The 19,896-nt window shown below is 44.0% G+C and carries 19 protein-coding genes; 16 read left to right on the top strand and 3 right to left on the bottom strand.

What is annotated here, in order from left to right; translation table 11 throughout:
• Nucleotides 1-4 precede the first annotated feature (4 nt).
• From NE536_RS09360 to NE536_RS09400, 9 genes are read left to right on the top strand one after another with little or no spacing between them, the layout of a single operon-like run.
• The gene (locus NE536_RS09360) at nucleotides 5-289 is read left to right on the top strand and encodes an STAS domain-containing protein (RefSeq protein WP_006081690.1); all 285 of its coding nucleotides are present in this window, start codon (nucleotides 5-7) and stop codon (nucleotides 287-289) included.
• A gap of 8 nt (nucleotides 290-297) precedes the next feature.
• Nucleotides 298-2,031 carry a SpoIIE family protein phosphatase gene (locus NE536_RS09365; protein ID WP_261272526.1) on the top strand — a complete coding sequence of 578 codons (1,734 nt, stop codon included), beginning with the start codon at nucleotides 298-300 and terminating at the stop codon, nucleotides 2,029-2,031.
• 3 nt (nucleotides 2,032-2,034) lie between these two features.
• Nucleotides 2,035-2,400 (top strand): response regulator, encoded by a 366-nt coding sequence (locus NE536_RS09370; protein WP_106650549.1) that lies wholly within the window; start codon nucleotides 2,035-2,037, stop codon nucleotides 2,398-2,400.
• Between the two features lie 17 nt (nucleotides 2,401-2,417).
• Nucleotides 2,418-4,616, top strand: a complete 2,199-nt coding sequence (locus tag NE536_RS09375; RefSeq protein WP_261272527.1) for a chemotaxis protein CheA — start codon at nucleotides 2,418-2,420, stop codon at nucleotides 4,614-4,616.
• Between the two features lie 10 nt (nucleotides 4,617-4,626).
• A complete protein-coding gene (locus NE536_RS09380; RefSeq protein ID WP_261272528.1) occupies nucleotides 4,627-5,139 on the top strand; it encodes a chemotaxis protein CheW in 513 nt (170 codons plus the stop codon).
• 5 nt (nucleotides 5,140-5,144) lie between these two features.
• Complete coding sequence (locus tag NE536_RS09385; protein WP_261272529.1) at nucleotides 5,145-7,139, top strand: methyl-accepting chemotaxis protein; 1,995 nt, start codon at nucleotides 5,145-5,147, stop codon at nucleotides 7,137-7,139.
• Entirely contained in the window at nucleotides 7,140-7,985 is an 846-nt protein-coding gene (locus NE536_RS09390) for a CheR family methyltransferase (RefSeq protein WP_012089259.1), read from the top strand.
• On the top strand, nucleotides 7,972-8,592 hold the full coding sequence (cheD, locus tag NE536_RS09395; protein WP_012089258.1) for a chemoreceptor glutamine deamidase CheD: 621 nt from the start codon (nucleotides 7,972-7,974) through the stop codon (nucleotides 8,590-8,592). Before NE536_RS09390 ends, cheD begins: the two co-directional genes overlap by 14 nt.
• A gap of 3 nt (nucleotides 8,593-8,595) precedes the next feature.
• Nucleotides 8,596-9,645 (top strand): protein-glutamate methylesterase/protein-glutamine glutaminase, encoded by a 1,050-nt coding sequence (locus tag NE536_RS09400; RefSeq protein ID WP_261272530.1) that lies wholly within the window; start codon nucleotides 8,596-8,598, stop codon nucleotides 9,643-9,645.
• A 100-nt stretch (nucleotides 9,646-9,745) separates the two neighbouring features.
• On the opposite strand, the gene NE536_RS09405 is transcribed toward NE536_RS09400, so the two are convergent.
• Nucleotides 9,746-11,386 carry a diguanylate cyclase gene (locus NE536_RS09405; protein WP_261272531.1) on the bottom strand — a complete coding sequence of 547 codons (1,641 nt, stop codon included), beginning with the start codon at nucleotides 11,384-11,386 and terminating at the stop codon, nucleotides 9,746-9,748.
• 387 nt (nucleotides 11,387-11,773) lie between these two features.
• On the opposite strand from NE536_RS09405, the gene NE536_RS09410 reads away from it, so the two are divergent.
• The 6 genes from NE536_RS09410 to NE536_RS09435 all read left to right on the top strand — a co-directional run bounded on the left by NE536_RS09410 (nucleotide 11,774) and on the right by NE536_RS09435 (nucleotide 16,572).
• Nucleotides 11,774-12,454, top strand: coding sequence for a class I SAM-dependent methyltransferase (locus NE536_RS09410; RefSeq protein ID WP_261272532.1), 681 nt, complete (start codon nucleotides 11,774-11,776; stop codon nucleotides 12,452-12,454).
• Nucleotides 12,444-13,505: an HNH endonuclease gene (locus NE536_RS09415; RefSeq protein WP_261272533.1), complete on the top strand. Its 1,062-nt coding sequence runs from the start codon at nucleotides 12,444-12,446 to the stop codon at nucleotides 13,503-13,505. Before NE536_RS09410 ends, NE536_RS09415 begins: the two co-directional genes overlap by 11 nt.
• Before the next feature lie 61 nt (nucleotides 13,506-13,566).
• Nucleotides 13,567-14,682 carry a DUF1570 domain-containing protein gene (locus tag NE536_RS09420; RefSeq protein ID WP_261272534.1) on the top strand — a complete coding sequence of 372 codons (1,116 nt, stop codon included), beginning with the start codon at nucleotides 13,567-13,569 and terminating at the stop codon, nucleotides 14,680-14,682.
• Between the two features lie 109 nt (nucleotides 14,683-14,791).
• Entirely contained in the window at nucleotides 14,792-15,220 is a 429-nt protein-coding gene (locus tag NE536_RS09425; protein ID WP_261272535.1) for a hypothetical protein, read from the top strand.
• Nucleotides 15,221-15,241: 21 nt separating this feature from the next.
• Nucleotides 15,242-15,826 carry a hypothetical protein gene (locus NE536_RS09430; protein ID WP_126491902.1) on the top strand — a complete coding sequence of 195 codons (585 nt, stop codon included), beginning with the start codon at nucleotides 15,242-15,244 and terminating at the stop codon, nucleotides 15,824-15,826.
• A 119-nt stretch (nucleotides 15,827-15,945) separates the two neighbouring features.
• A complete protein-coding gene (locus tag NE536_RS09435; RefSeq protein WP_261272536.1) occupies nucleotides 15,946-16,572 on the top strand; it encodes a Fic/DOC family protein in 627 nt (208 codons plus the stop codon).
• A gap of 3 nt (nucleotides 16,573-16,575) precedes the next feature.
• On the opposite strand, the gene NE536_RS09440 is transcribed toward NE536_RS09435, so the two are convergent.
• Both NE536_RS09440 and NE536_RS09445 read right to left on the bottom strand, forming a co-directional pair.
• A complete protein-coding gene (locus tag NE536_RS09440; protein WP_173913200.1) occupies nucleotides 16,576-16,731 on the bottom strand; it encodes a hypothetical protein in 156 nt (51 codons plus the stop codon).
• Nucleotides 16,732-16,937: 206 nt separating this feature from the next.
• On the bottom strand, nucleotides 16,938-18,548 hold the full coding sequence (locus NE536_RS09445) for an ABC-F family ATPase (protein ID WP_261272537.1): 1,611 nt from the start codon (nucleotides 18,546-18,548) through the stop codon (nucleotides 16,938-16,940).
• A gap of 543 nt (nucleotides 18,549-19,091) precedes the next feature.
• Here NE536_RS09445 and NE536_RS09450 point away from each other — a divergent pair.
• Nucleotides 19,092-19,688 carry a VF530 family protein gene (locus NE536_RS09450; protein ID WP_261272538.1) on the top strand — a complete coding sequence of 199 codons (597 nt, stop codon included), beginning with the start codon at nucleotides 19,092-19,094 and terminating at the stop codon, nucleotides 19,686-19,688.
• The last annotated feature ends 208 nt before the right edge of the window (nucleotides 19,689-19,896 follow it).

Consider the following 19,896-nt stretch of genomic DNA (forward strand, 5'->3'; position numbering starts at 1 on the left):
CATAATGTCAAATATTAAAGTGATTTCATTGCCAGAGCGCTTTGACTTTTATTACCACAAGAAATTTACCAGCGATTACCAAGATATTTTAATCCTCCCAGAGGTTAATCATATTATATTAGATTTTAGCCGAGTGCTTTATTTGGATAGTTCCGCTTTAGGCATGATGGTACTGCTGCATCGAAAGGCGCATGAGTTACATATTTCAACATCTGTCAAAGGTGCACATGGACAGGCGAGTGAAATCCTAAATATCGCCAATATGCAGAAAATATACATTATAGAGTAACACTTTTTATGGTATCGCATACTCAGCCGGAACATTTTATATTAGTTGTCGATGATGATGCTATTGCGAGTCAGAGGATCAGTGACTTTATTCATAGTAAAGGTTACAACGTGATTGTTTGTAATGATCTCGAGGAGGTATTTTTTGAAATAACGCAAAATACGGTTGATTTAATCCTGATTAACTACTGGCTCAAAGATGGCACTGCACTAGCGTTACTGAATAAGTTGAACGAGGAAAAACAAGAAACGCCTGTTATTGTGATGAGTGATACTAAAGAAAGCCAAAACGTGTTAGCGTGTTTTAGTATGGGGGTATTAGATTTTGTCGTTAAACCGATCAACGTTGAAATATTTTGGTATAAAGTTGAATGCTTACTTAGCCGTGTGCAACTACAACATAAAGTCGAACAACAAAGAATTGAACTCGAAAAAATGCTTTATGAGAAGGCCAGAGAAGAACACATGGCCCGGCATTTATTTGAGCACTTAGTCAATATTGATAATACTGACTTTGATTTTGTACATACTTACTGCCAAGCCAGTGCCAATTTTAGCGGTGATATTATCCTCAATGGCATAGCGCCTAATGGCAATTTCTTCTTAATTCTCGCCGATTCAACGGGTCATGGCCTGAGTGCAGCCATGCCCATCATGCGTGTTGCCAGTACATTTAGGGCCATGGTTTCAAAGGGATTTTCTTTAGTTACGTTTATTTATGAACTGAATGCTAAGCTCCACCGAGAAAACCCTGAAGACAGATTTGTTGCCTGTATTATTTTAGAAGCCGATTTTAATCGTAATAAATTACACATTTGGAATGGTGGTATGCCCCCCGTGTATATTCAAACGGGGGGGATTGACTGTTTAACAAACCACAATATTAAAAAAATTGACCATCCTAATTCAGTCAGTAATCAATCCATTGATAAATTTAAATCGACAAATATGGCCCTTGGCATTTTACCTCCGCATACTTTTATAGCTGATATTGTTACGGTTGATTTACCATCCCATGGGTATGCTTGCCTTTTTAGTGATGGTTTAATAGAGCAATATACCCATGAAGGCAATCCATTTGGCATTGATAAATTAAAAGATCTTTTTATCCATTTTTCAGGTGGTTTAATAAAGTATTTAGAGAAAAATATGCATGAGTACTGTTCTGCTGAAAATATTGCCGATGACATCACTATTTGTACCTTAGATTTTGAACGATTAAACACTTGGCATCAAGATCGTGATGTTAGTCGTATTAAAGCCATTATGGATGGTGAGTTCTGCTGGGATGTCAGTATTGCAGGGCCTATGTTACTCAGCGCTGATTATTTAAGTTCATTGAATCAGTTTCTCAGCATATTGGGATTTGCGACTAATTTCTGTCAACGGGTTTTTACTGTTGTCGCAGAGTTATTTAGCAACGCCATTGATCATGGTGTACTAAAATTAGATTCTCGACTAAAAAATGATCCAGAAGGCTTCGAACTGTACCATAGTATTAGGGACAGTTTTGCAGATAGGCTCACGGAAAATGATTGGGTAAAAGTGAGCATCATCTGGCGTTCAGCGCAGGATGAGTTACATATAAGTGTGAGTGACAGTGGGAAGGGTTTTGCGGGTGATGAAAACATCATTGCAGACATTCCTCAATTGTCTGGTCGTGGTCTATCACTGGTGAAAACATTATCTAAGACCTACGAATTAGTACCGCCAGGAAATATAACCAAAGTCATAATGGAATAGCGCATGAGTAAAAAAATATTAGTGGTTGATGATTCGGCAGCGATTCGACAAATGGTCGAAGCGACTCTTAAATCGGTTAGCTACCAAGTGGTACTGGCCAAGGATGGTCGTGAAGCCCTCGATATCTGTAACGGGCAAAGATTTGATTTTATTCTGACTGACCAGAATATGCCGCGAATGGATGGGCTGACCTTAATTAAATCCTTACGTGCTATGTCGGCATTTATGCGCACTCCGATCATTATGCTCACGACGGAAGCGGGCGATGACATGAAGGCGCAAGGAAAAGCGGCAGGTGCAACTGGGTGGATGGTAAAACCCTTTGATCCTCAAAAGCTGTTGGCTATTACGGCTAAAGTGCTGGGTTAACTGCAACGGGGTGCGCTATGTCCATCAATATGGCCGAATTCCATCAGGTCTTTTTTGAAGAAAGTCATGAACATCTTGAAAATATGGAACAATTGCTATTGGCATTGGACCTGGCTTCTCCCGATCCTGAAGAACTGAACACTATTTTCCGTGCCGCCCACTCGATTAAAGGCGGCAGCGGTATTTTTGGTTTTACCGCACTGACCAGTGTCACTCATGTTATGGAAAACCTGCTGGATAAAACGCGCAAGGGTAACTTCCAGCTCACCTCATCCACCATCGATTTACTGCTGAGTACCGTTGATACTTTATCCCATATATTGAGTCTGTATCGCGAAGAAGATCCTATTGATTGGCAAGAAGTCGAGTACAGCAAAAGCCAATTAGTCGCAGCGTTAAATGGCGAAGCTTTTAGCTCCTCGGTTGCAGTACGCAATGGCACTGATACTGTGAATCCTTCAATCACGCCAAACGTTAAAGCCGTGCCCGTGGAAACAGAGGAGTCACAGGATTTTGGATTTTTCGAAGATGAAATGGCTCGCGATATCGCTATTGAAGGTGAAGACTTTGGCTTTTTTGATGAGGCTTTTCAAGCCGAAGAAATCAGCGCACAAAGTGTCATAAATGATGTCAGCAATGCAGAGAAAGCGGCAGACCCACTTGGTGTCATAGCTGACGATGATGAATTAGGCTTTGGTTTTTTTGAGGCATTAACCCCCGAATCCTTCGCCAATGAAATCGAGTTACTGAGTTCAAAGCCTGTGGCAACTCAGGTTGCTGAACCCGTCACCCCACGAGCCAATCAAGCTAAAGTCATCGCAGATAGTAGCCAAACTAAACGCGGCATATTTAAAGATAAGGATAAAAAGAGCGCGACTAACTCTAAAGCGTCCTCTGCTGTCAGTGTTCCCACCAGTGCTTCTGTCAATCCTAGCTCGCTTGCAGCACCTTCTTCAAATGCAACAAGTCCAAATACGGCATTCAGTTCATCCGCTATTTCCCAAAATACGCCCCAAGAAGTGAAAGCTGCGACTAAGAAACCTGCTGCGTCGGCCCAGGATGCTACTTTAAGGGTCGAAACCTCCAAAATAGATACCCTGGTCAATTTAGCGGGCGAGCTGGTGATCACTCAGTCCATGCTAACGCTAATTGGCAATGAAATGACGGGCGATTTAGGCGAGCGGCTGAAGACGGCACTCAATGAGTTGGAACGCAATACACGTGAGATGCAGGAAGCCGTTATGTCGGTACGTATGCTGCCAGTCTCATTTGTATTCAACCGATTCAATCGTTTAGTGAGAGATCTTTCTGAGCAACTGGGTAAACATGTCAATCTCGTTATTGAAGGTGGCAACACAGAAATTGATAAGGGCATGATTGAAAAGCTTGTCGATCCGTTGACCCATTTAGTACGCAACAGTTTAGATCACGGTATCGAAAAACCTGAAATACGGCTCGCAGCGGGTAAATCAGAAGCAGGCGTATTATCCCTAAAAGCCAGCCAAAGGGGCGGCAATATTGTTATCGCAGTGCATGATAATGGCGCGGGGTTAAACCGAGAACGCATTATTCAAAAAGCGCGGGAAAATGGTTTGCAAGTGGCTGATAACAGTAGCGACAAGCAAGTTTGGCAATTGATTTTTGCAGCAGGATTTTCAACCGCGCTTGAAGTCACTGATGTATCTGGCCGCGGTGTCGGTATGGATGTGGTGCGTCGGAATATCGAAGCCTTAGGTGGACGCATTGATATTGAGTCGGTTGAGGGCCAAGGTTCAACCTTTGAAATTCAATTGCCACTCACGCTCGCCATTGTAGATGGTATGAGTGTGTCTGTTGGCAATCAGATCTATATTTTGCCTTTAGTGCACATCATAGAATCCATTCAGCCACAAACGGAACAACTTAAATTTCTCGCTAAAGAACGGCTCTTAAAAGTACGTGAAGAGTACTTACCTCTACTTAATCTTTATCAACTGATGGAAATTGAACCCAATGCCAAGAGCCCAGAAGAAGGCATAGTGGTATTGCTGGAAAGTAACCACAAGCGCTTTGGCCTGTGCGTTGATGCCTTAGTTGGCCAGCAGCAAGTGGTGATTAAAAGTCTTGAAAAACATTATCGTAGGATCCCCGGTGTTTCCGGCGCCACCATTATGGGCGATGGTAGCGTCGCGTTGATCCTCGATGTCGAATCGCTTGCATTGCACATCAAAAATTAAGGAACAGCAAATGGAGAGTCGATCAACTATGGCCGCCAAAGTGGAATACAGTTCCCAAGATGAAGTCGAGTTTTTGAGCTTTGTATTGGGTGAAGAGCACTATGCCCTCGACATTATGTCTGTGAAAGAAATCCGCGGTTATGAGTCAGTCACCAAAATTGCCAACGCCCCCAGCTTTATAAAAGGCGTGATTAATCTACGCGGTGACATAGTGCCCATAGTGGATTTACGGATGAAATTTGCTGTTGGAGCAGTCACATATAACGAATTCACTATCGTCATTATGCTCAACGTATTCGAGCGTATTGTCGGCATAGTGGTCGATGCCGTATCCGATGTAATTAAGCTGTCGACGGAGGAAATCTTACCCGCCCCAGAATTTGGAGTGGCGTTCGATAGCCGCTACCTTAAAGGCTTAGCCACGGTCGAGGATAAGATGATCATTTTAGTAAATATTCAGGCTCTGATCAGCAGTGATGAGCTGGGTCTAATTGATGCAAATAGTCTGACTGATCAGGAGTAACAATAATGAGTATCTTCAAATTTTTTGGCAATGATGAAGCGCGTGAACAAAGGGATGAAGAGCGTCAGCGCTATTTTCAGCTACTCGATAATAGTGGCAATAGCTTCATGATTGCTGACAGTCAGCGCAATATCATCTATGCGAATAAAGCCGTTGTCCGTTTGCTGCAAGAGGCCGAGGACGATATTCGTAAAGAGTTACCCCAATTTTCGGTCGCTAAACTGATCGGCAGTAATATTGATATTTTCCACAAAAATCCAGCGCATCAACGCAATCTATTAGAACGTTTGACTCAGTCCCATACTGCACAAATCACCATTGGCAAGCGTACCTTTAGGTTGATTCTGACGCCAATTATCACGGCTGAAAATAAACACTTAGGCACAGGTGTTGAGTGGATAGATCGCGCCGAAAGTATCGAAGCTGAGCGCGCAACTCAACGCATTCTTGAAGCGCTCAATAATACCAGTACCAACGTTATGATAGCCGATGCTAACCGTACGATCATTTATATGAATCGCTCGGTCGAAACTATGCTACGCCATTCTGAAAGTGAGATCCGTCAAGCCTTACCGCACTTTTCCGTGGATAAAATCATCGGTAGTTCGATGGATATCTTCCACCGCAATCCTGCCCACCAGGCGAATTTACTCGATAAATTAGACCGCAAATATGAATCGCTTATTAAGGTCGCTAGCTGCCATTTCCGTTTAACCGCTAGCCCCATAGTGTCTAAAGAAGGCGAGCGTTTAGGGACTGTGGTTGAATGGCTCGACCGCACTATTGAAGTGCAAACTGAGCAAGAAATTTCCCGCATTGTGACCGCAGCAGCAGCGGGAGATTTCTCCCAAAGGGCGGACACAGACGGCAAACAGGGCTTCTTCCTGATGCTGGCGAACAACTTAAATTCGCTAATTGAAACCTCGGACCGTGGGCTACAAGATGTGGCGCGCGTACTAATGGCACTTGCGGATGGCGATCTCACCACCCGCATTTATAACGACTATGAAGGCACCTTTAATGATTTGAAAAATTACTCAAATCAAACGGCTGAAAAGCTATCCTTTATGATCCAAGATATCCAGCGAGCGGCAGATACCATCAATACCGCCTCGGCAGAAATAGCCCAAGGCAACGCCGATTTATCCAGCCGCACCGAAGAGCAAGCTTCGAGCCTAGAGCAAACCTCGGCCAGCATGGAGGAGCTCACAGGTACAGTGAAACTCAATGCAGATAACGCCAGTCAAGCCAATGCCTTAGCCTCCAAAGCTTCGGAAGTCGCGGTGGACGGTGGTGAGCTTATCCAGCAAGTCGTACAGACCATGGCATCGATTAATGAATCGGCGCGTAAGATTGCCGATATTATTGGTGTTATCGATGGCATTGCATTCCAAACCAATATCTTAGCGCTTAATGCTGCGGTAGAAGCCGCGCGGGCGGGCGAACAAGGCCGTGGCTTTGCAGTGGTCGCATCAGAAGTGCGCAGCTTAGCCCAACGTTCGGCCAATGCCGCTAAAGATATCAAGGCATTGATCTCAGATTCCGTGTCCAAAATCGAGAGCGGCAACAGCCTCGTCGGTAAGTCCGGTGATACCATGAAGGAAATCGTCATCGCCATTAAACGGGTGAACGACATCATGGCGGAGATAGCTTCAGCCTCTAATGAGCAGGCCATAGGTATCGATGAGATCAGTAAAGCTGTGGTGCAAATGGATGAAATGACCCAGCAAAACGCCGCCTTGGTTGAAGAAGCGGCCGCTGCAGCTGAAAGTATGCAATCCCAAGCACAACAACTGTCGGACAGTGTTGCCAGCTTTCGCGTAGACGATGAGGATGAAGCCCCAAGGCACAGTAACGCGCGATTAGCAGCGCCTAAAGCGAAAGCGGTGAAACCCCTTAAGCAGCTACAACCTGTTGCAAGAGCAAGGGCTACAGATAAACCTAAAACCAATGCGATGAAGCCCATAAAGCAAGATCAAGATGAATGGGAAGAATTTTAATTGAGCGAAAATAAACCATTGGATCGAGAGTTTGCCTATACCTCGGTGCATTTTAATACCGCAAGGACGACGCTATATCGCTTAGCGGGGATCAAGCTCGCCGATAGCAAGGATGCTATGGTGTATAGCCGTTTAGTGCGGCGGATCAGGACATTGAAATTAGCCGGATTTTCGGCTTATTTTGAGCACCTGTTAAGTCATGAAAACGAGCATCAAGAATTTATTAATGCGTTAACCACTAATCAAACGGCTTTTTTCAGGGAACCGCATCACTTTGAGGTGTTAAAACAGTATTTAATCGATAACCCTGATACGCGCAGGATCTGGTGTGCGGCTAGTAGCACAGGGGAAGAACCTTACTCCATAGCCATTGTCGTCGCTGAACATTTCAACAGTTTTAAAACGCCTATCGAGATCATTGCCTCCGATATCGACAGCGGCGTGCTTAAAAAGGCTGAAATGGGCATTTATCCCTTAGACAGGATCGATACTGTCAGCGATATCCGTAAGAAACGGTTTTTTCACCGCGGACGCGGAGCACAGTTGGGGAATGTGCGCGTGGTGCCTGAATTAAAACAAATGATCAAATTTATTCGCATCAATTTACTCGATTCATTTTGGTCGTTAAAAACGCCAATCGATGTGATTTTTTGCCGAAATGTAATGATTTATTTCGATAAAGAAACCCAGGAAGTCATTTTAAAACACATGATGAACTCCCTCAGCGAGGATGGGCTTTATATTGCGGGGCATTCTGAAAATTTCAACATGTTCCCGCAAATTATCACTGCCGTAGGCCAAACAACCTATCGGCCAGTGAAGGGGCTCATGAGTGCTAAAACCTAATATCGAATATGCCATTTCAGAGCCTAATCGCTATCATGACCACCATTTTGGTTGCGATGCAGTGAAGATCTTGCCAGGCGAGTATTTTGCCACCCGTGAAGATACCATGATAGTGACAGTGTTAGGCTCCTGTGTATCCGTGTGTTTGTATGATCCTAAGCTCAAAATTGGCGGAATGAATCATTTCTTATTGCCAAGCGATAACAGCAATTGCACAGGGGTGCTTGCCGACTCAGCCCGTTACGGTGTGTATGCGATGGAGTTATTAATCAACGACTTGCTCAAGCTTGGCGCGCAGCGTAATTCACTCGAAGCTAAGGTGTTTGGGGGCGGCAACATGTTGCGTAGTTTTACTGTACACAATATTGGTGAGCGTAATGCGGAGTTTGTGATTGAATACCTCAATCTTGAAAATATCCCTATCATTGCGGCCGATTTACTCGATGTCTATCCACGTAAGGTGTATTTCTTTCCCCATACGGGCAAAGTGAAAGTGCGCAAAATTAAGACCATGCACAACAGCACCATTCTTGACCGAGAAAGTGAATACCGCTTACGGGTTCGTAATCTCCCCACGGGCGGCGACGTTGAACTATTTGGTGATTAAGTTATGACGATCAAAGTACTCGTTGTTGATGATTCAGCGCTGATGCGCAGCCTACTGGGTAAAATGATTGAGGCTGACCCTGAGTTGTCTCTGGTTGGGCTCGCTGCCGATGCCTATGAGGCCAAGGATCTGGTGAATCAATTTCGCCCCGATGTGATTACTTTAGACATTGAAATGCCCAAAGTAGACGGTTTAACATTTTTGGATCGCTTGATGAAAGCCAGACCTACAGCTGTAGTGATGATTTCATCGTTAACCGAGCAGGGCGCGGATGCGACCTTTAATGCCTTGGCCTTAGGTGCGGTGGATTTTATCCCTAAACCCAAATTAGACTCGCCCCAAGGTATCCATGATTATCAGGATTTGATTTTAGATAAGATCAAATCCGCCTCGAAAGCCAAAATCATCAAGCCGCAGAAATTTGTTGAGCCAGTACGGCCAGTGTCGAGTAAGCGGCCGGTATTAGCCAATACAACCCTGACACAGCATTTAGTTGCAATAGGTGCTTCCACAGGCGGCACCGAAGCCATTTTATATGTATTACAGCACTTACCTGCGGCTATGCCGCCGATAGTGATCACCCAACATATGCCAGCTGGGTTTACCCGCACTTTTGCTGAACGTTTAAATCGACAGTCACGGATCACTGTTAAAGAAGCCGAGCATGGGGAACGACTCTTACCTAGTTATGCCTATGTTGCACCAGGGGATCATCACCTTGAGATCATCAAAGTGGGTGGCAGTTATAAAGTCAAATTAACCCAAGATGAAAAGGTCAGTGGCCACAGACCTTCGGTCGATGTGATGTTTACGGCCTTGGCCCAATGCGCCGCGCCCAATATCAGCGCGATGATATTAACCGGCATGGGCAAAGATGGCGCCGAAGGTATGGTGGTGCTGCATCAAAAAGGCGTCACCACTTTTGCCCAAGATGAACAAAGTTGTGTGGTATTTGGTATGCCACGAGAAGCGATAAAATGCCGTGCGGTAGATTATGTGGTGGAGTTATCGCTGATGCCGAACAAACTTATCAACCACTTAAGCTCACTGTGATGGCGGCATTGAATGGTCTTCAACATTAACCATCAATCTGGCGGTGAGGCAGATAATAAGACATGACGGCTTGACTGATATTGTGGCTAGGTTAAGTGAGTCAATCCTGCTCACTTGGTGAAACCACTAATTGATTTCGGCCTAGTCGTTTCGCTTCGTACAAGTGTTTATCCGCCAGTAATAAGCAATCTTGAAACTCTTCACATTCGTCCGAGAACACTAAGCCGCCGCTGAGCGTCACTTTAAACTCGACGCCATCTTCGACAAATACAATATGGCTAAAGCTCTCGCGGATCGCATTTAACTTAGCAATGGCCAGTGGCTTTTGCATATCTGGCAGCACTAGCATAAATTCCTCGCCACCGTAGCGACCGGTAAAGTCCGTTTGCCGTAAGGATTGTTGTAACAGATGGGCAAAGGCCAGCAACACCTTGTCACCACCAGCATGGCCATAGGTGTCGTTAACCTTCTTAAAGTGATCTAAATCGAACATAGCAATACACACTTGAGAGTTAATCCGTTTAGCCACGTTATAGCAACGTCTCGCGGCAACCAGAATTTGGGTATGGTTTAACAGCCCTGTTAGGCTGTCGCGGCTTGCCGAACTGCGAATATCATGGCCACGTTGGGCGCGGGAAATCACCTGGGCGACAAATAAGCTCGGTGCAGTTTGCTTCGAAATCAAGTCATCTGATCCCGCTTGTATGATGCTGACTTTATTCTGCATCGTATCGTCAGAACTCAACACTAGGATGGGGCTCGAGGTGTATTTATCCAGTTGGCGGATCATCTTTGCCAGCTCAAGCCCGTTCACTTCGGGCATGTATAAATCGAAGATAAACAGATCGGGTTCAAACTGTTCAAGGGCGGGTAACACTTGCTCGGCACTCGACAAGCCTTTCACCATTAAACCGTGACTGCGTAATAGGCTTGAAAAATAATCCACCATAGATTGTTGGTCATCCACCAGTAATACCTTCAAAGGCTGTTTCTCTGACATCTTGAGAGATTGATGAATTTTGCGCACCAATAAGGTGGTTTCAGCGGGTTTGACAAAATATTCGCTGACATTGGCGCGAATGGCCAATAGCCGCATGTCAAAATCCCCCCGCGACGATAAAACAAACACTCGAGTATTGTTCTTCTCAAACTCAGTAGCAGCTTCGAACAAGGCTTCTTCAGTCCAATCGGGTAGAATTAAATCTAATAAAATCAGATCGAAGGGCGATTCATTTTGCACCACCAGAAAACTCGTGAAATCCAAAAAGTGCTGCACACTAAAACCGAATTCCCGCAGCTGTTTAGTGATCATAACTCCCACGTTATTATCGTCTTCTATGATGGCAATATGGTGTTCATGGCGCGCCTTTGATGGTTTATAGGGGCTTTGCTGCATTTGCGCCTCCACCACTGGCGCCGACGGTTGACCGCGCATATTGTTTTGCAACAACTGGTGGAAGAGGGTATCTAAACCCTTGATCGTTGGTAGTTCGGGAGCTGGCGCATTGAGCAACCCTTTAAGCTGCAGCTCAAGTTTATCGACTATGTGTTTGGTATCCGACAACCCAAAGGTTTCGCTCGACCCTTTTAAGTTATGCACCTCGCGATACACAGCCGACAGCATGTGTGCATTCCAATTCTTACGCAACGAAATCCACAAGGTAATGATTTGCTTCTTTTTATCCGGCAGCGCATGTAAAAACTGTCGTCTAAGCTGCTCTAACGAATCTTCAAAACTCATAGGCAATAGATATCCTAAATAATTGAGCCATAGGTTTTCCGTGTGGTCGCTACCTCGGGACGATGAAACCCTTTTACACTGATACTAAAATTGACTCTGTTCTCCACAGAAGGATGCAACAGATTCAATCAATTGCGCGTATTTTCTCTCTGACTAATAGAGTGTAAACCACTGCAAAAAAAACGACGGAGAAATGTAGAGATGTCGCTTCCCTAAATAGACTTCCTTTTTAAATCGCCAATATTCGCGTTGTGACATAAAACGGCAAAACGTAAAATATTTTATGTAAAACAGCAGGATAATGATGATGTGTATTTTGTATCAAAAGCGATTGTGATAAGTTAGCGTCATTAAAAACAATCACTTGTTGCAAAAGGATCCTTGTCAGTGAGCATAGCATTTTATAATGACCACGCCGAAATACTCGCGGCACAGTATTTCTCTAAAACCTTTGAAGAAGTGCATTCAAGTTGGTTACATCATCTTTTACCTTTACTCGCCAAAAATACACTGTCGATATTGGATGTTGGAGCCGGTTCTGGGCGGGATGTGCATTACTTAGCCCAAAGGGCACAGGGCAAAAAGACGCAAATTATAGCAATCGAACCTGCTATTACTTTAGCGAAAATGGGGCAGGTGTTAACCCGAGATTTGCCCGTGAGCTGGATTGAGGATGGTTTACCTCAGTTGCAAAAAGTGGTTGGCCTAGCGCAACAGTTTGATCTGATTTTACTCAGCGCTGTGTGGATGCATTTATCACCCTCTGAGCGCCCACTTGCACTGGCAACACTCTCACGTTTACTCAATTTGACGGGACTTTTAGTCATCAGTTTGCGCCATGGTCCAAGCCCCGATGCGCGCGTTATGCACCCCGTTAGTGCTGATGAACTGCTCACATTGGCTGCAGATTGTCAGCTACAACTTTTAGATTCGAGCCAAGATGAGACTGACAAACTCGGTCGCACACAAGTGCATTGGCAGACGCTAGTTTTTACATCCAAACTGATGCCAAGCGTAAATGCACCTGAAGCAAGCGTTATTATTCAGGGTCGTCATCATGCCGATTGATGCGAGAAGACAAGTTGAATTTATTAGCTATTTACAACGTCTGTTGGTTGAAGGGGATTTCGTTGCAACATATAAATTTGCCTTACTGCATGCGATCGCAGATGTCTGCATCGAACGGCCATTAATACTCAATGCCGATCCTGAACAGAAAACCGCCATCAGTATTGATGAACTGGTTGAAAAGTTTATTGAACTCTATTGGCAACACTCTTTACCTTTTGGTGCTGTTAATGCGCATTTTGTTCTACTCCAAAATAATGGAAAGCAATCAGCCTTAATCAACAGTTTGATTGAGCTACGTAATCAAGGCGTTAACAGTTTATCCCAGTTAAAAGCGCATCTTAGTTATCCTGCTCTATTCAGTAAAACGCGCGGCACCGTTAAAGAGGGCCCGTTATGGCGCTTACAAATTTTGTCCCGAAACGCAGATTGTTTTCTTTATCCCCATGATAAAACTAAAAATTATATCGAGTTGAATCCGGGTATCGCATTCTGCTTCAGGCGATTTCATGATTTAGTGGTGTCATTGGCTCGTACTCAATGGGTGCAGAAAGTCGCCGAATTTCCCGCAAATCAGGTCGTTATTGGCAATAAAGGCAATTTAAGCGAGTTTCTATTTGGCAGTGACCGACAGACGATCACTCACGCCAGACCTGTACTACTTGATATCCAAAAAGGCCAATGCTTCTATTGCCATAAGTCATTAAAAGAAACTGGCGAAGTGGATCACTTTATTCCTTGGACACGATATCCTAATGATTTAGGGCATAATTTTGTCCTCGCTCATAGCAGTTGCAATAACAATAAACGCGATCATCTTGCCGCTCAGCACCATAAAGATAACTGGTATGAACAAAATATTATCCAGCATGGCCAAGCGTTGCACTCTGAACTCAGCCGATATTTCGTCTGTGAGAGTGATCGCTCTGAAGCCATTACGACTTGGGCTTATCAGCTTGCAGGACAAAATCGCTCGCCTCTATGGCTCGATAAAAAGACCTTTGTGCCTTTTAACGCGACAGATAATGACTTATCGAGCACAGCAATTTAGATATTGAGGAAAACGGGCGATGGATAGCCGATTTAAGCGTAGTTTTTTGATGTTGTTCATCATGGCGATTTTAGCGCTACTGATTGACCATTATCATGGTCGTTGGTTTCGTGTTGAGTTTTCCCAAGTATTTGCAGAGCTAGCTCAGCCGTTGCAACAAGTTTGTATAAAACAGAATTGGCAATGGTGTTCAGCGAGCTCTATGCCATTAATGACTCGTGTTAATGATCTGCCTAATATTAAGCAGCAAGTAGATGAATATCATGGTGAAGATCAGTACCTAGGTTGTGATTTGTTGACTGTGCAAGAAGGACTCATTGCACAACAAAAAGTGGAGGGTGTTTATACTTGGGTTGATGAGAATGGCATAACTCATTTTTCTGATATAAATCATGCATCAGCTGAGAGTAAGTTAACTCAATATACTGAACCTAAATACAATTTCGAATTGAACATTGATTCCTTAGTCAGTACTCCACCGCCATTTTTTAGGGACCGACTGACCAGCACTATCAATCAAATCGATCAAATTTATCGTCAATATCTACCCAAGCGCACCCTACAGCCCATTAAGGTTAACTTGATGCTTGCAGGCAATTTAACTGCCTATAATAAACTTAAAAGACAGTACGCATCCACGGTGGGTGCAAGCCAAGGATTTTATTCAAGTCAGCATAATTTGGCCGCAGTTTGGCACAGAGAAGATGCTCAAGCGTTTCGTACTGCAATTCACGAAAGCGTTCATGTCATTAATGCGGGTCAATTTGGTCATACTCCGCGCTGGTTTAATGAAGGCATGGCGGAATATTTTGAATCGCCCGCTTTTCTAGAAACGATTGATACAAATAATCGTTATGATGCCATCATTCAAAACAATTCCAGCCGAGGTCACTCATATCGTGTCGTTGACGAATCTATTTCTTTATCAATGGGATTGAGTGAACTATTAACGGCTTCAGACCATGATTGGCAGGGGCAAAAACAAGCTGCGTTATACCAGCATGCTCACAGTTTTATGGCTTTCCTCTTTAGCACTCGCCAAGGTCGAGTGACCTTAAAGCAGCTTTTGCTGCAATTGAGTGAGCAACGCTGCCAAGCTAAAGTAATCGATGAACTATTTACACGTTATCCTGATGGTATTAAACAACTGGATCATGATTGGAAAACGTGGCGTTGATTCAGTTTAAAAAATCTTAATTATCTATTTTTAAAGGAAAGGTATGACAGAGTTACTAAAGGGATTATTTCACTTTTATTGATAATACATGTCTAGTTTTGGAGGTTCGATGATGAAATCGATTTTCTTACTGGCCATATCTGTGCTTGTGCTGATAGGTTGTACAACGCCTAAATCGCCAAGCGAAGTGTATGACGAGTACAATGCTAAGGTACAGCAGGGGATGAGTTATCAAGAGGACAAGGCTTACTATACCCAACGTAAGCAAGCGGATGTTGAATCTAAGTTCCCACAGTATATGCAGCAGATGAAGCAGTCCCGCGATGAAGTGATCGCATCTTATCTTTCATTTTCAAAAGCGGCTGCCAAGTGCAAAGCACTCACCTTAGTGTCGCAGGTGATAGATGGGGATACGGCCGTCCTTGAATATGCACAAAAAGATCTTTGTGGTAATGCATCGGAGGCGAATGAAAAACAAAGAATTAGTATGATAAATGAAGGTGGTTGGAAAATTGATGAGCTCCAAATTAGTCTCTAAATCACTTGGAATGTCGTATCAATGACAGGATTTTATGAGTTTTTTAGCCTGCCAAACGGAGTTGAGGTTACTTGTCCCCATTGTGCTGGCTGCGCCATTTTTACCTTTGCCCATGTTTTTCGTTTAGAGAAAAAAGATGTGCATTTATTTGAGGGTCGGCAGTTTGAGATCAAGCAGTTTAATCAAAGATTTGCCCATAAATGGCCTGGTGTGCTGTTTTTCCCTCCGCTATTGGATGCTTCTTGGCAGGAAAAATTGCCAGAAAAATACCAAGGTACTTCGACTTGGGAACATAGGGCGAACAGTGCTTTTACAGATGGTACAGATCTTGGTCTTATTTGTTGTTATCAGTGTATGGCAAAACAGAAACATCGACTTGAATGGCCCAATGACGCATTTTATTCCCTTGAGTTTAAAGGTCATTCACTTTGGGCATTTAATAAACAGATGATGCTTCAGATCCGTGATTACATTCAGGCTAAAGATCGCAATGCGGTATTCGAGTCTGAGCCGATAGTCATTCGACATTTGCCGACAATTTTTAAACTGGCTAAAAATCGCGAGATATTGGTTAAAAAAATTAATAAGCTAATTTATAGCCCATAGTTTCTACATACCTATTTCAAAGACTTGTGTGGTCAATCTCATCGAGTAGTTGTGTTAAGTTGTCTGTGACTCGGATATTTGCTTTTCTATTAGTTATTACAGTTAGCGGGTCTATTATCATGTCGAAATATCATATTGGCACTACCGAGGATGAATTCGAACCCGGTTCCGGCGGCCATATACTTCGTAACAAACTCGCGATAACCGATGAAGAGGATATGGCAGAGGTAGAGACTCAGTTGTTACTAAAGCTTTATGAGTACGTGTTTCAATCTGGTGTTATTGAAAGCGAGCATCTATCGGTTGGTATGCTCTTTGAGTGGCATCGAAAATGGCTCGGTAATGTTTATTACTGGGCTGGTGAGCGGCGTACAGTCAATATGGGAAAAGGTGGTTTCGAATTTACGGCAGCGGCTCAAATACTTAAGTGTCTCACTCAGTTTGAAAAGGAATATTTAAGCAAGTTCAATGGCTTAAATTCGTTTTCTAGAGACGAAGTTGTGCGTTACTTGGCTGAAAGTCATGTGGAATTTATCCTAATTCACCCATTTAGAGAGGGAAATGGACGTTTGTCACGTTTGATACTCGATGTGATGGCAGTAAAGGCGGGTTATCTCCCACTTGATTATGGGATTTGGGAACAAAATAGAGATTTTTATTTTAAGTCAATTCAAGCAGGGTTGGGTGGGGATTATCAACATATGGCTCGTTTGGTAAACGATGTGCTCAGCGCTAAAAACGAATGAAGTTTAGGCTAAGGTCAAATGACTGAAACGGCTTTTTTTGGCCTTCAATTTTGCTTCAACTTCAGCCGTAGTTTTACCCGTCTCAATAGCGGTTGAACTGGCCACAGCGCGATAGAGTCGATTTTGAGTCACTTGTGTGTTTTTTGATTTAGTTTTCATAGGATCAACCTCAATTAAGTGCATGAATTATAGCACTCTAGATAACGAATAGACAGCTGTGTATCCAAGGCCCAAAGCAGCAATACTTCATGTTTTACCAATCATATCGCTCTTTAGATATCGATAAAAAGTCGTCAGTAGGTTCTCCAATGACGACTCTTTTAATCAAGCTGACATAGCCGATTAAGGTTTATCAAAGCACAACATTACGCGCTTTTTCTCGCTTCCATTTCAGCTTGGCTTGAAAGGTACTCATCGAAGGTACCTTGGAAGTTAATCACTTTTTTATCTTTAATATCAATGATACGTGTTGCGAGCGACGATACAAACTCACGGTCATGGCTGACGAATATCAAAGTGCCTTCAAAGTCTTTCAACGCATTATTAAGTGCTTCGATGGCTTCCATGTCCATGTGGTTTGTCGGTTCGTCCATGATCAGCACGTTGATGTCTTGCATCATTAACTTACCGAATAACAAGCGGTTTTTCTCTCCGCCTGAACAGTTACGCGCTTTCTTGTTCGCATCATCTTCGGTGAACAGCAGACGGCCTAACATGGCGCGTACCATAAGATCGTTATGCTTGGGTTGGCGCCATTGTGACATCCAATCCATTAGCGTGTAGTCATTATCAAATTCGTCACTGCTGTCTTGTGGGCAGTAGCCGATTGATGCGTTTTCTGACCACTTGATCACGCCTTTATTATGTTCTAGATCATTGACTAAGCAGCGTAGGAAAGTGGTTTTACCCACGCCGTTTTCGCCGATAATCGCTAATTTTGCACCGGCTTCGAGGATTAAGTCGCCGCCTTCGAATAGCAGTTCACCATCAAAACCGTGGGCCAAATTTTCGAGGATCAGTGCTTGGCGATGCATTTTCTTGCCAGCATCGAAACGAATAGAAGGGTGGATACGGCTAGAGGATTTGACTTCATCGAGCTTGATCTTGTCCATTTTCTTCGCGCGCGAGCTGGCTTGTTTTGCCTTAGATGCGTTGGCACCGAAGCGGTTAACGAAGTCTTGCAGCTCTTCGATTTCAGCACTTTTCTTAGCGTTACCCGACAATAATTGTTCGCGCAGCAATGCCGATTGTGCGAGGAAGTATTCGTAGTTACCTGGGTAAATGCGCAATTCGCCATAATCGATATCCGCCATGTGGGTACAGACGGCATTTAAGAAGTGCCTATCATGGGAAATAATGATCATGGTGCATTTACGTTTGTTCAACTCGGTTTCTAACCAGCTAATGGTATGGATATCCAAGTTGTTGGTTGGTTCGTCGAGCAGCAGAATATCTGGGTTGGCAAATAGCGCTTGGGCTAACAAGACCCGCAATTTCCAGCCCGGTGCCACTTGTTGCATCAGACCGTAATGGAAAGATTCTTCAATACCCGCTTCGAGCAGAATTTCACCGGCGCGACTTTCAGCGCTGTAACCATCCATTTCGGCAAATTCACTTTCAAGATCGCCAACGCGCATGCCATCTTCTTCAGTCATATTCGGATTGGCGTAAATGGCATCGCGTTCCTGTTTGACTTTCCACAGGGCAACATCCCCCATGATCACCGCATCGATCACACTGTATTGTTCAAAGGCGAACTGATCTTGGCTCAGAGTACCGACTTTTAAGCCGGGCGTGATAGACACATTACCAGAGGTTGGCGCTAACGCGCCGCTTAAGATCTTCATAAAGGTCGATTTGCCACAGCCATTCGCGCCGATCAAACCATAGCGGTGACCATTGCCAAATTTCGCTGAAATGTTTTCAAACAATGGCTCTGGGCCAAACTGCATCGTGATGTTCGCGGTAGAGATCAAAGGAGCTTTCCTAGGTATTTGCTAACGGGGATTGTGATAAACAAGCCTCAAAATGAAACATGCGCTTCACCCACTCTAAGCCAAAATAGTAAAGTGGGGATAATAAGGTCGCGGAGTATACAGACTAAGGGCTGAATATGCGAGCAAGTATGTGATGCGCAGCCATAAATCGAGCCGTTTCAGTTGCGTTTATTTGCGGATAGGTGAAGGCGTGAGTTTATAGCTGTTTGCATGATATCGCAGATATGCCGAGCTAAGCTGCCAGTTTACGGTATTATTTCTTTGTACTAAAGCCGGCGCCAAACCTTGCTAGCGCAAATAAAAGAAGGCGTTTAGCGTATTTACCGTTATTATTCCCGCAGTTTTGTCGAGCAGCAGATTTTACGGCTAAAATTTAATGGCTCAGTTTGAAGGCTGTAGGGCTGTAAGGCTGTAAGATCTAAGTGTCGCGAGTTTTGTAGCGAATTAAGTCACTCGTTTAACCACTCAATACCGTAAACTAATACTTTAAAATCAGCCAATTGGGCTGGATTTGGAATTTCCATGATAGAAGAGCAACAGAACAACCCATTACACGGCCTTAAACTCGAGACAATGATCACTGAGTTAGTCGATTTTTATGGTTGGAAAATTTTATACGCTGCATTAAAGCTAGGCTGCTTTAACACTAACCCGACCATTGAGGCCTGTATTATTTTCCTCAAAAAGACCGAATGGGCGCGGGAGAAAGTGGAAAACTTCTACTTATACCGATTCAAGCGTATGCCTAAAGCCGTCGGTGAGCAGTTTGATCTTAAGCCACGTGAACGTGGTTTTGCCTCGGGTATCGTCCCGCGTAAACCGATGGAGCTAACATTAGCCTCTATCGCTGAAATGCAAGCCAAAGCCAGCGCCGAGTACGAAGCGGGTAACCGCCGTCCAAATTCTGGCAAGCGCTTTGGTAATGACGTGGGTAAAGGCGCTGGCAAAAAAACTGCGGGTGGACGGGGAACGGGTTCTGGCTATGGTTCGTCCAATAGCAGCTCACAGCGTCGCAGCGAACCCAGACATGATTCAAAAAATGATTCAAGAATGACTGAGCGTTCAGGACCAAGCCCATCGACGGATGATAACGATCCTTGGGGTACTAAGCGCAGTTAATTCGATGTTAGTCGCCCTGAATGAAGTTATTGTTTTAACTGTGTGGTAGAGGATTTAGGCGGGTGTAAACGAAAGAGGGTAGCCGTAGTTCTCGGCTAACCTCTTTTTTTGATTAATAATTCAATTTATTGAATGCTGGTTAGCAAATTATCGGGGGTTATTATTTTGAATTTGCATATTCCCTGCATAAATAGTTACCCCCTTCAAT

It is taken from the genome of Shewanella septentrionalis (genome assembly GCF_025370265.1).
Taxonomy (GTDB): domain Bacteria; phylum Pseudomonadota; class Gammaproteobacteria; order Enterobacterales; family Shewanellaceae; genus Shewanella; species Shewanella hafniensis.

Coding starts and splice junctions, on each gene's coding strand:
- NE536_RS09365 (WP_261272526.1), top strand. CDS start 298: ATGGTATCGCATACTCAGCCGGAACATTTTATATTAGTTGTCGATGAT.
- NE536_RS09380 (WP_261272528.1), top strand. CDS start 4,627: ATGGAGAGTCGATCAACTATGGCCGCCAAAGTGGAATACAGTTCCCAA.
- NE536_RS09450 (WP_261272538.1), top strand. CDS start 19,092: ATGATAGAAGAGCAACAGAACAACCCATTACACGGCCTTAAACTCGAG.
- NE536_RS09420 (WP_261272534.1), top strand. CDS start 13,567: ATGGCGATTTTAGCGCTACTGATTGACCATTATCATGGTCGTTGGTTT.
- NE536_RS09400 (WP_261272530.1), top strand. CDS start 8,596: ATGACGATCAAAGTACTCGTTGTTGATGATTCAGCGCTGATGCGCAGC.
- NE536_RS09360 (WP_006081690.1), top strand. CDS start 5: ATGTCAAATATTAAAGTGATTTCATTGCCAGAGCGCTTTGACTTTTAT.
- NE536_RS09405 (WP_261272531.1), bottom strand. CDS start 11,386: ATGAGTTTTGAAGATTCGTTAGAGCAGCTTAGACGACAGTTTTTACAT.
- NE536_RS09375 (WP_261272527.1), top strand. CDS start 2,418: ATGTCCATCAATATGGCCGAATTCCATCAGGTCTTTTTTGAAGAAAGT.
- NE536_RS09430 (WP_126491902.1), top strand. CDS start 15,242: ATGACAGGATTTTATGAGTTTTTTAGCCTGCCAAACGGAGTTGAGGTT.
- NE536_RS09440 (WP_173913200.1), bottom strand. CDS start 16,731: ATGAAAACTAAATCAAAAAACACACAAGTGACTCAAAATCGACTCTAT.
- NE536_RS09370 (WP_106650549.1), top strand. CDS start 2,035: ATGAGTAAAAAAATATTAGTGGTTGATGATTCGGCAGCGATTCGACAA.
- NE536_RS09435 (WP_261272536.1), top strand. CDS start 15,946: ATGTCGAAATATCATATTGGCACTACCGAGGATGAATTCGAACCCGGT.
- NE536_RS09415 (WP_261272533.1), top strand. CDS start 12,444: ATGCCGATTGATGCGAGAAGACAAGTTGAATTTATTAGCTATTTACAA.
- NE536_RS09425 (WP_261272535.1), top strand. CDS start 14,792: ATGATGAAATCGATTTTCTTACTGGCCATATCTGTGCTTGTGCTGATA.
- NE536_RS09385 (WP_261272529.1), top strand. CDS start 5,145: ATGAGTATCTTCAAATTTTTTGGCAATGATGAAGCGCGTGAACAAAGG.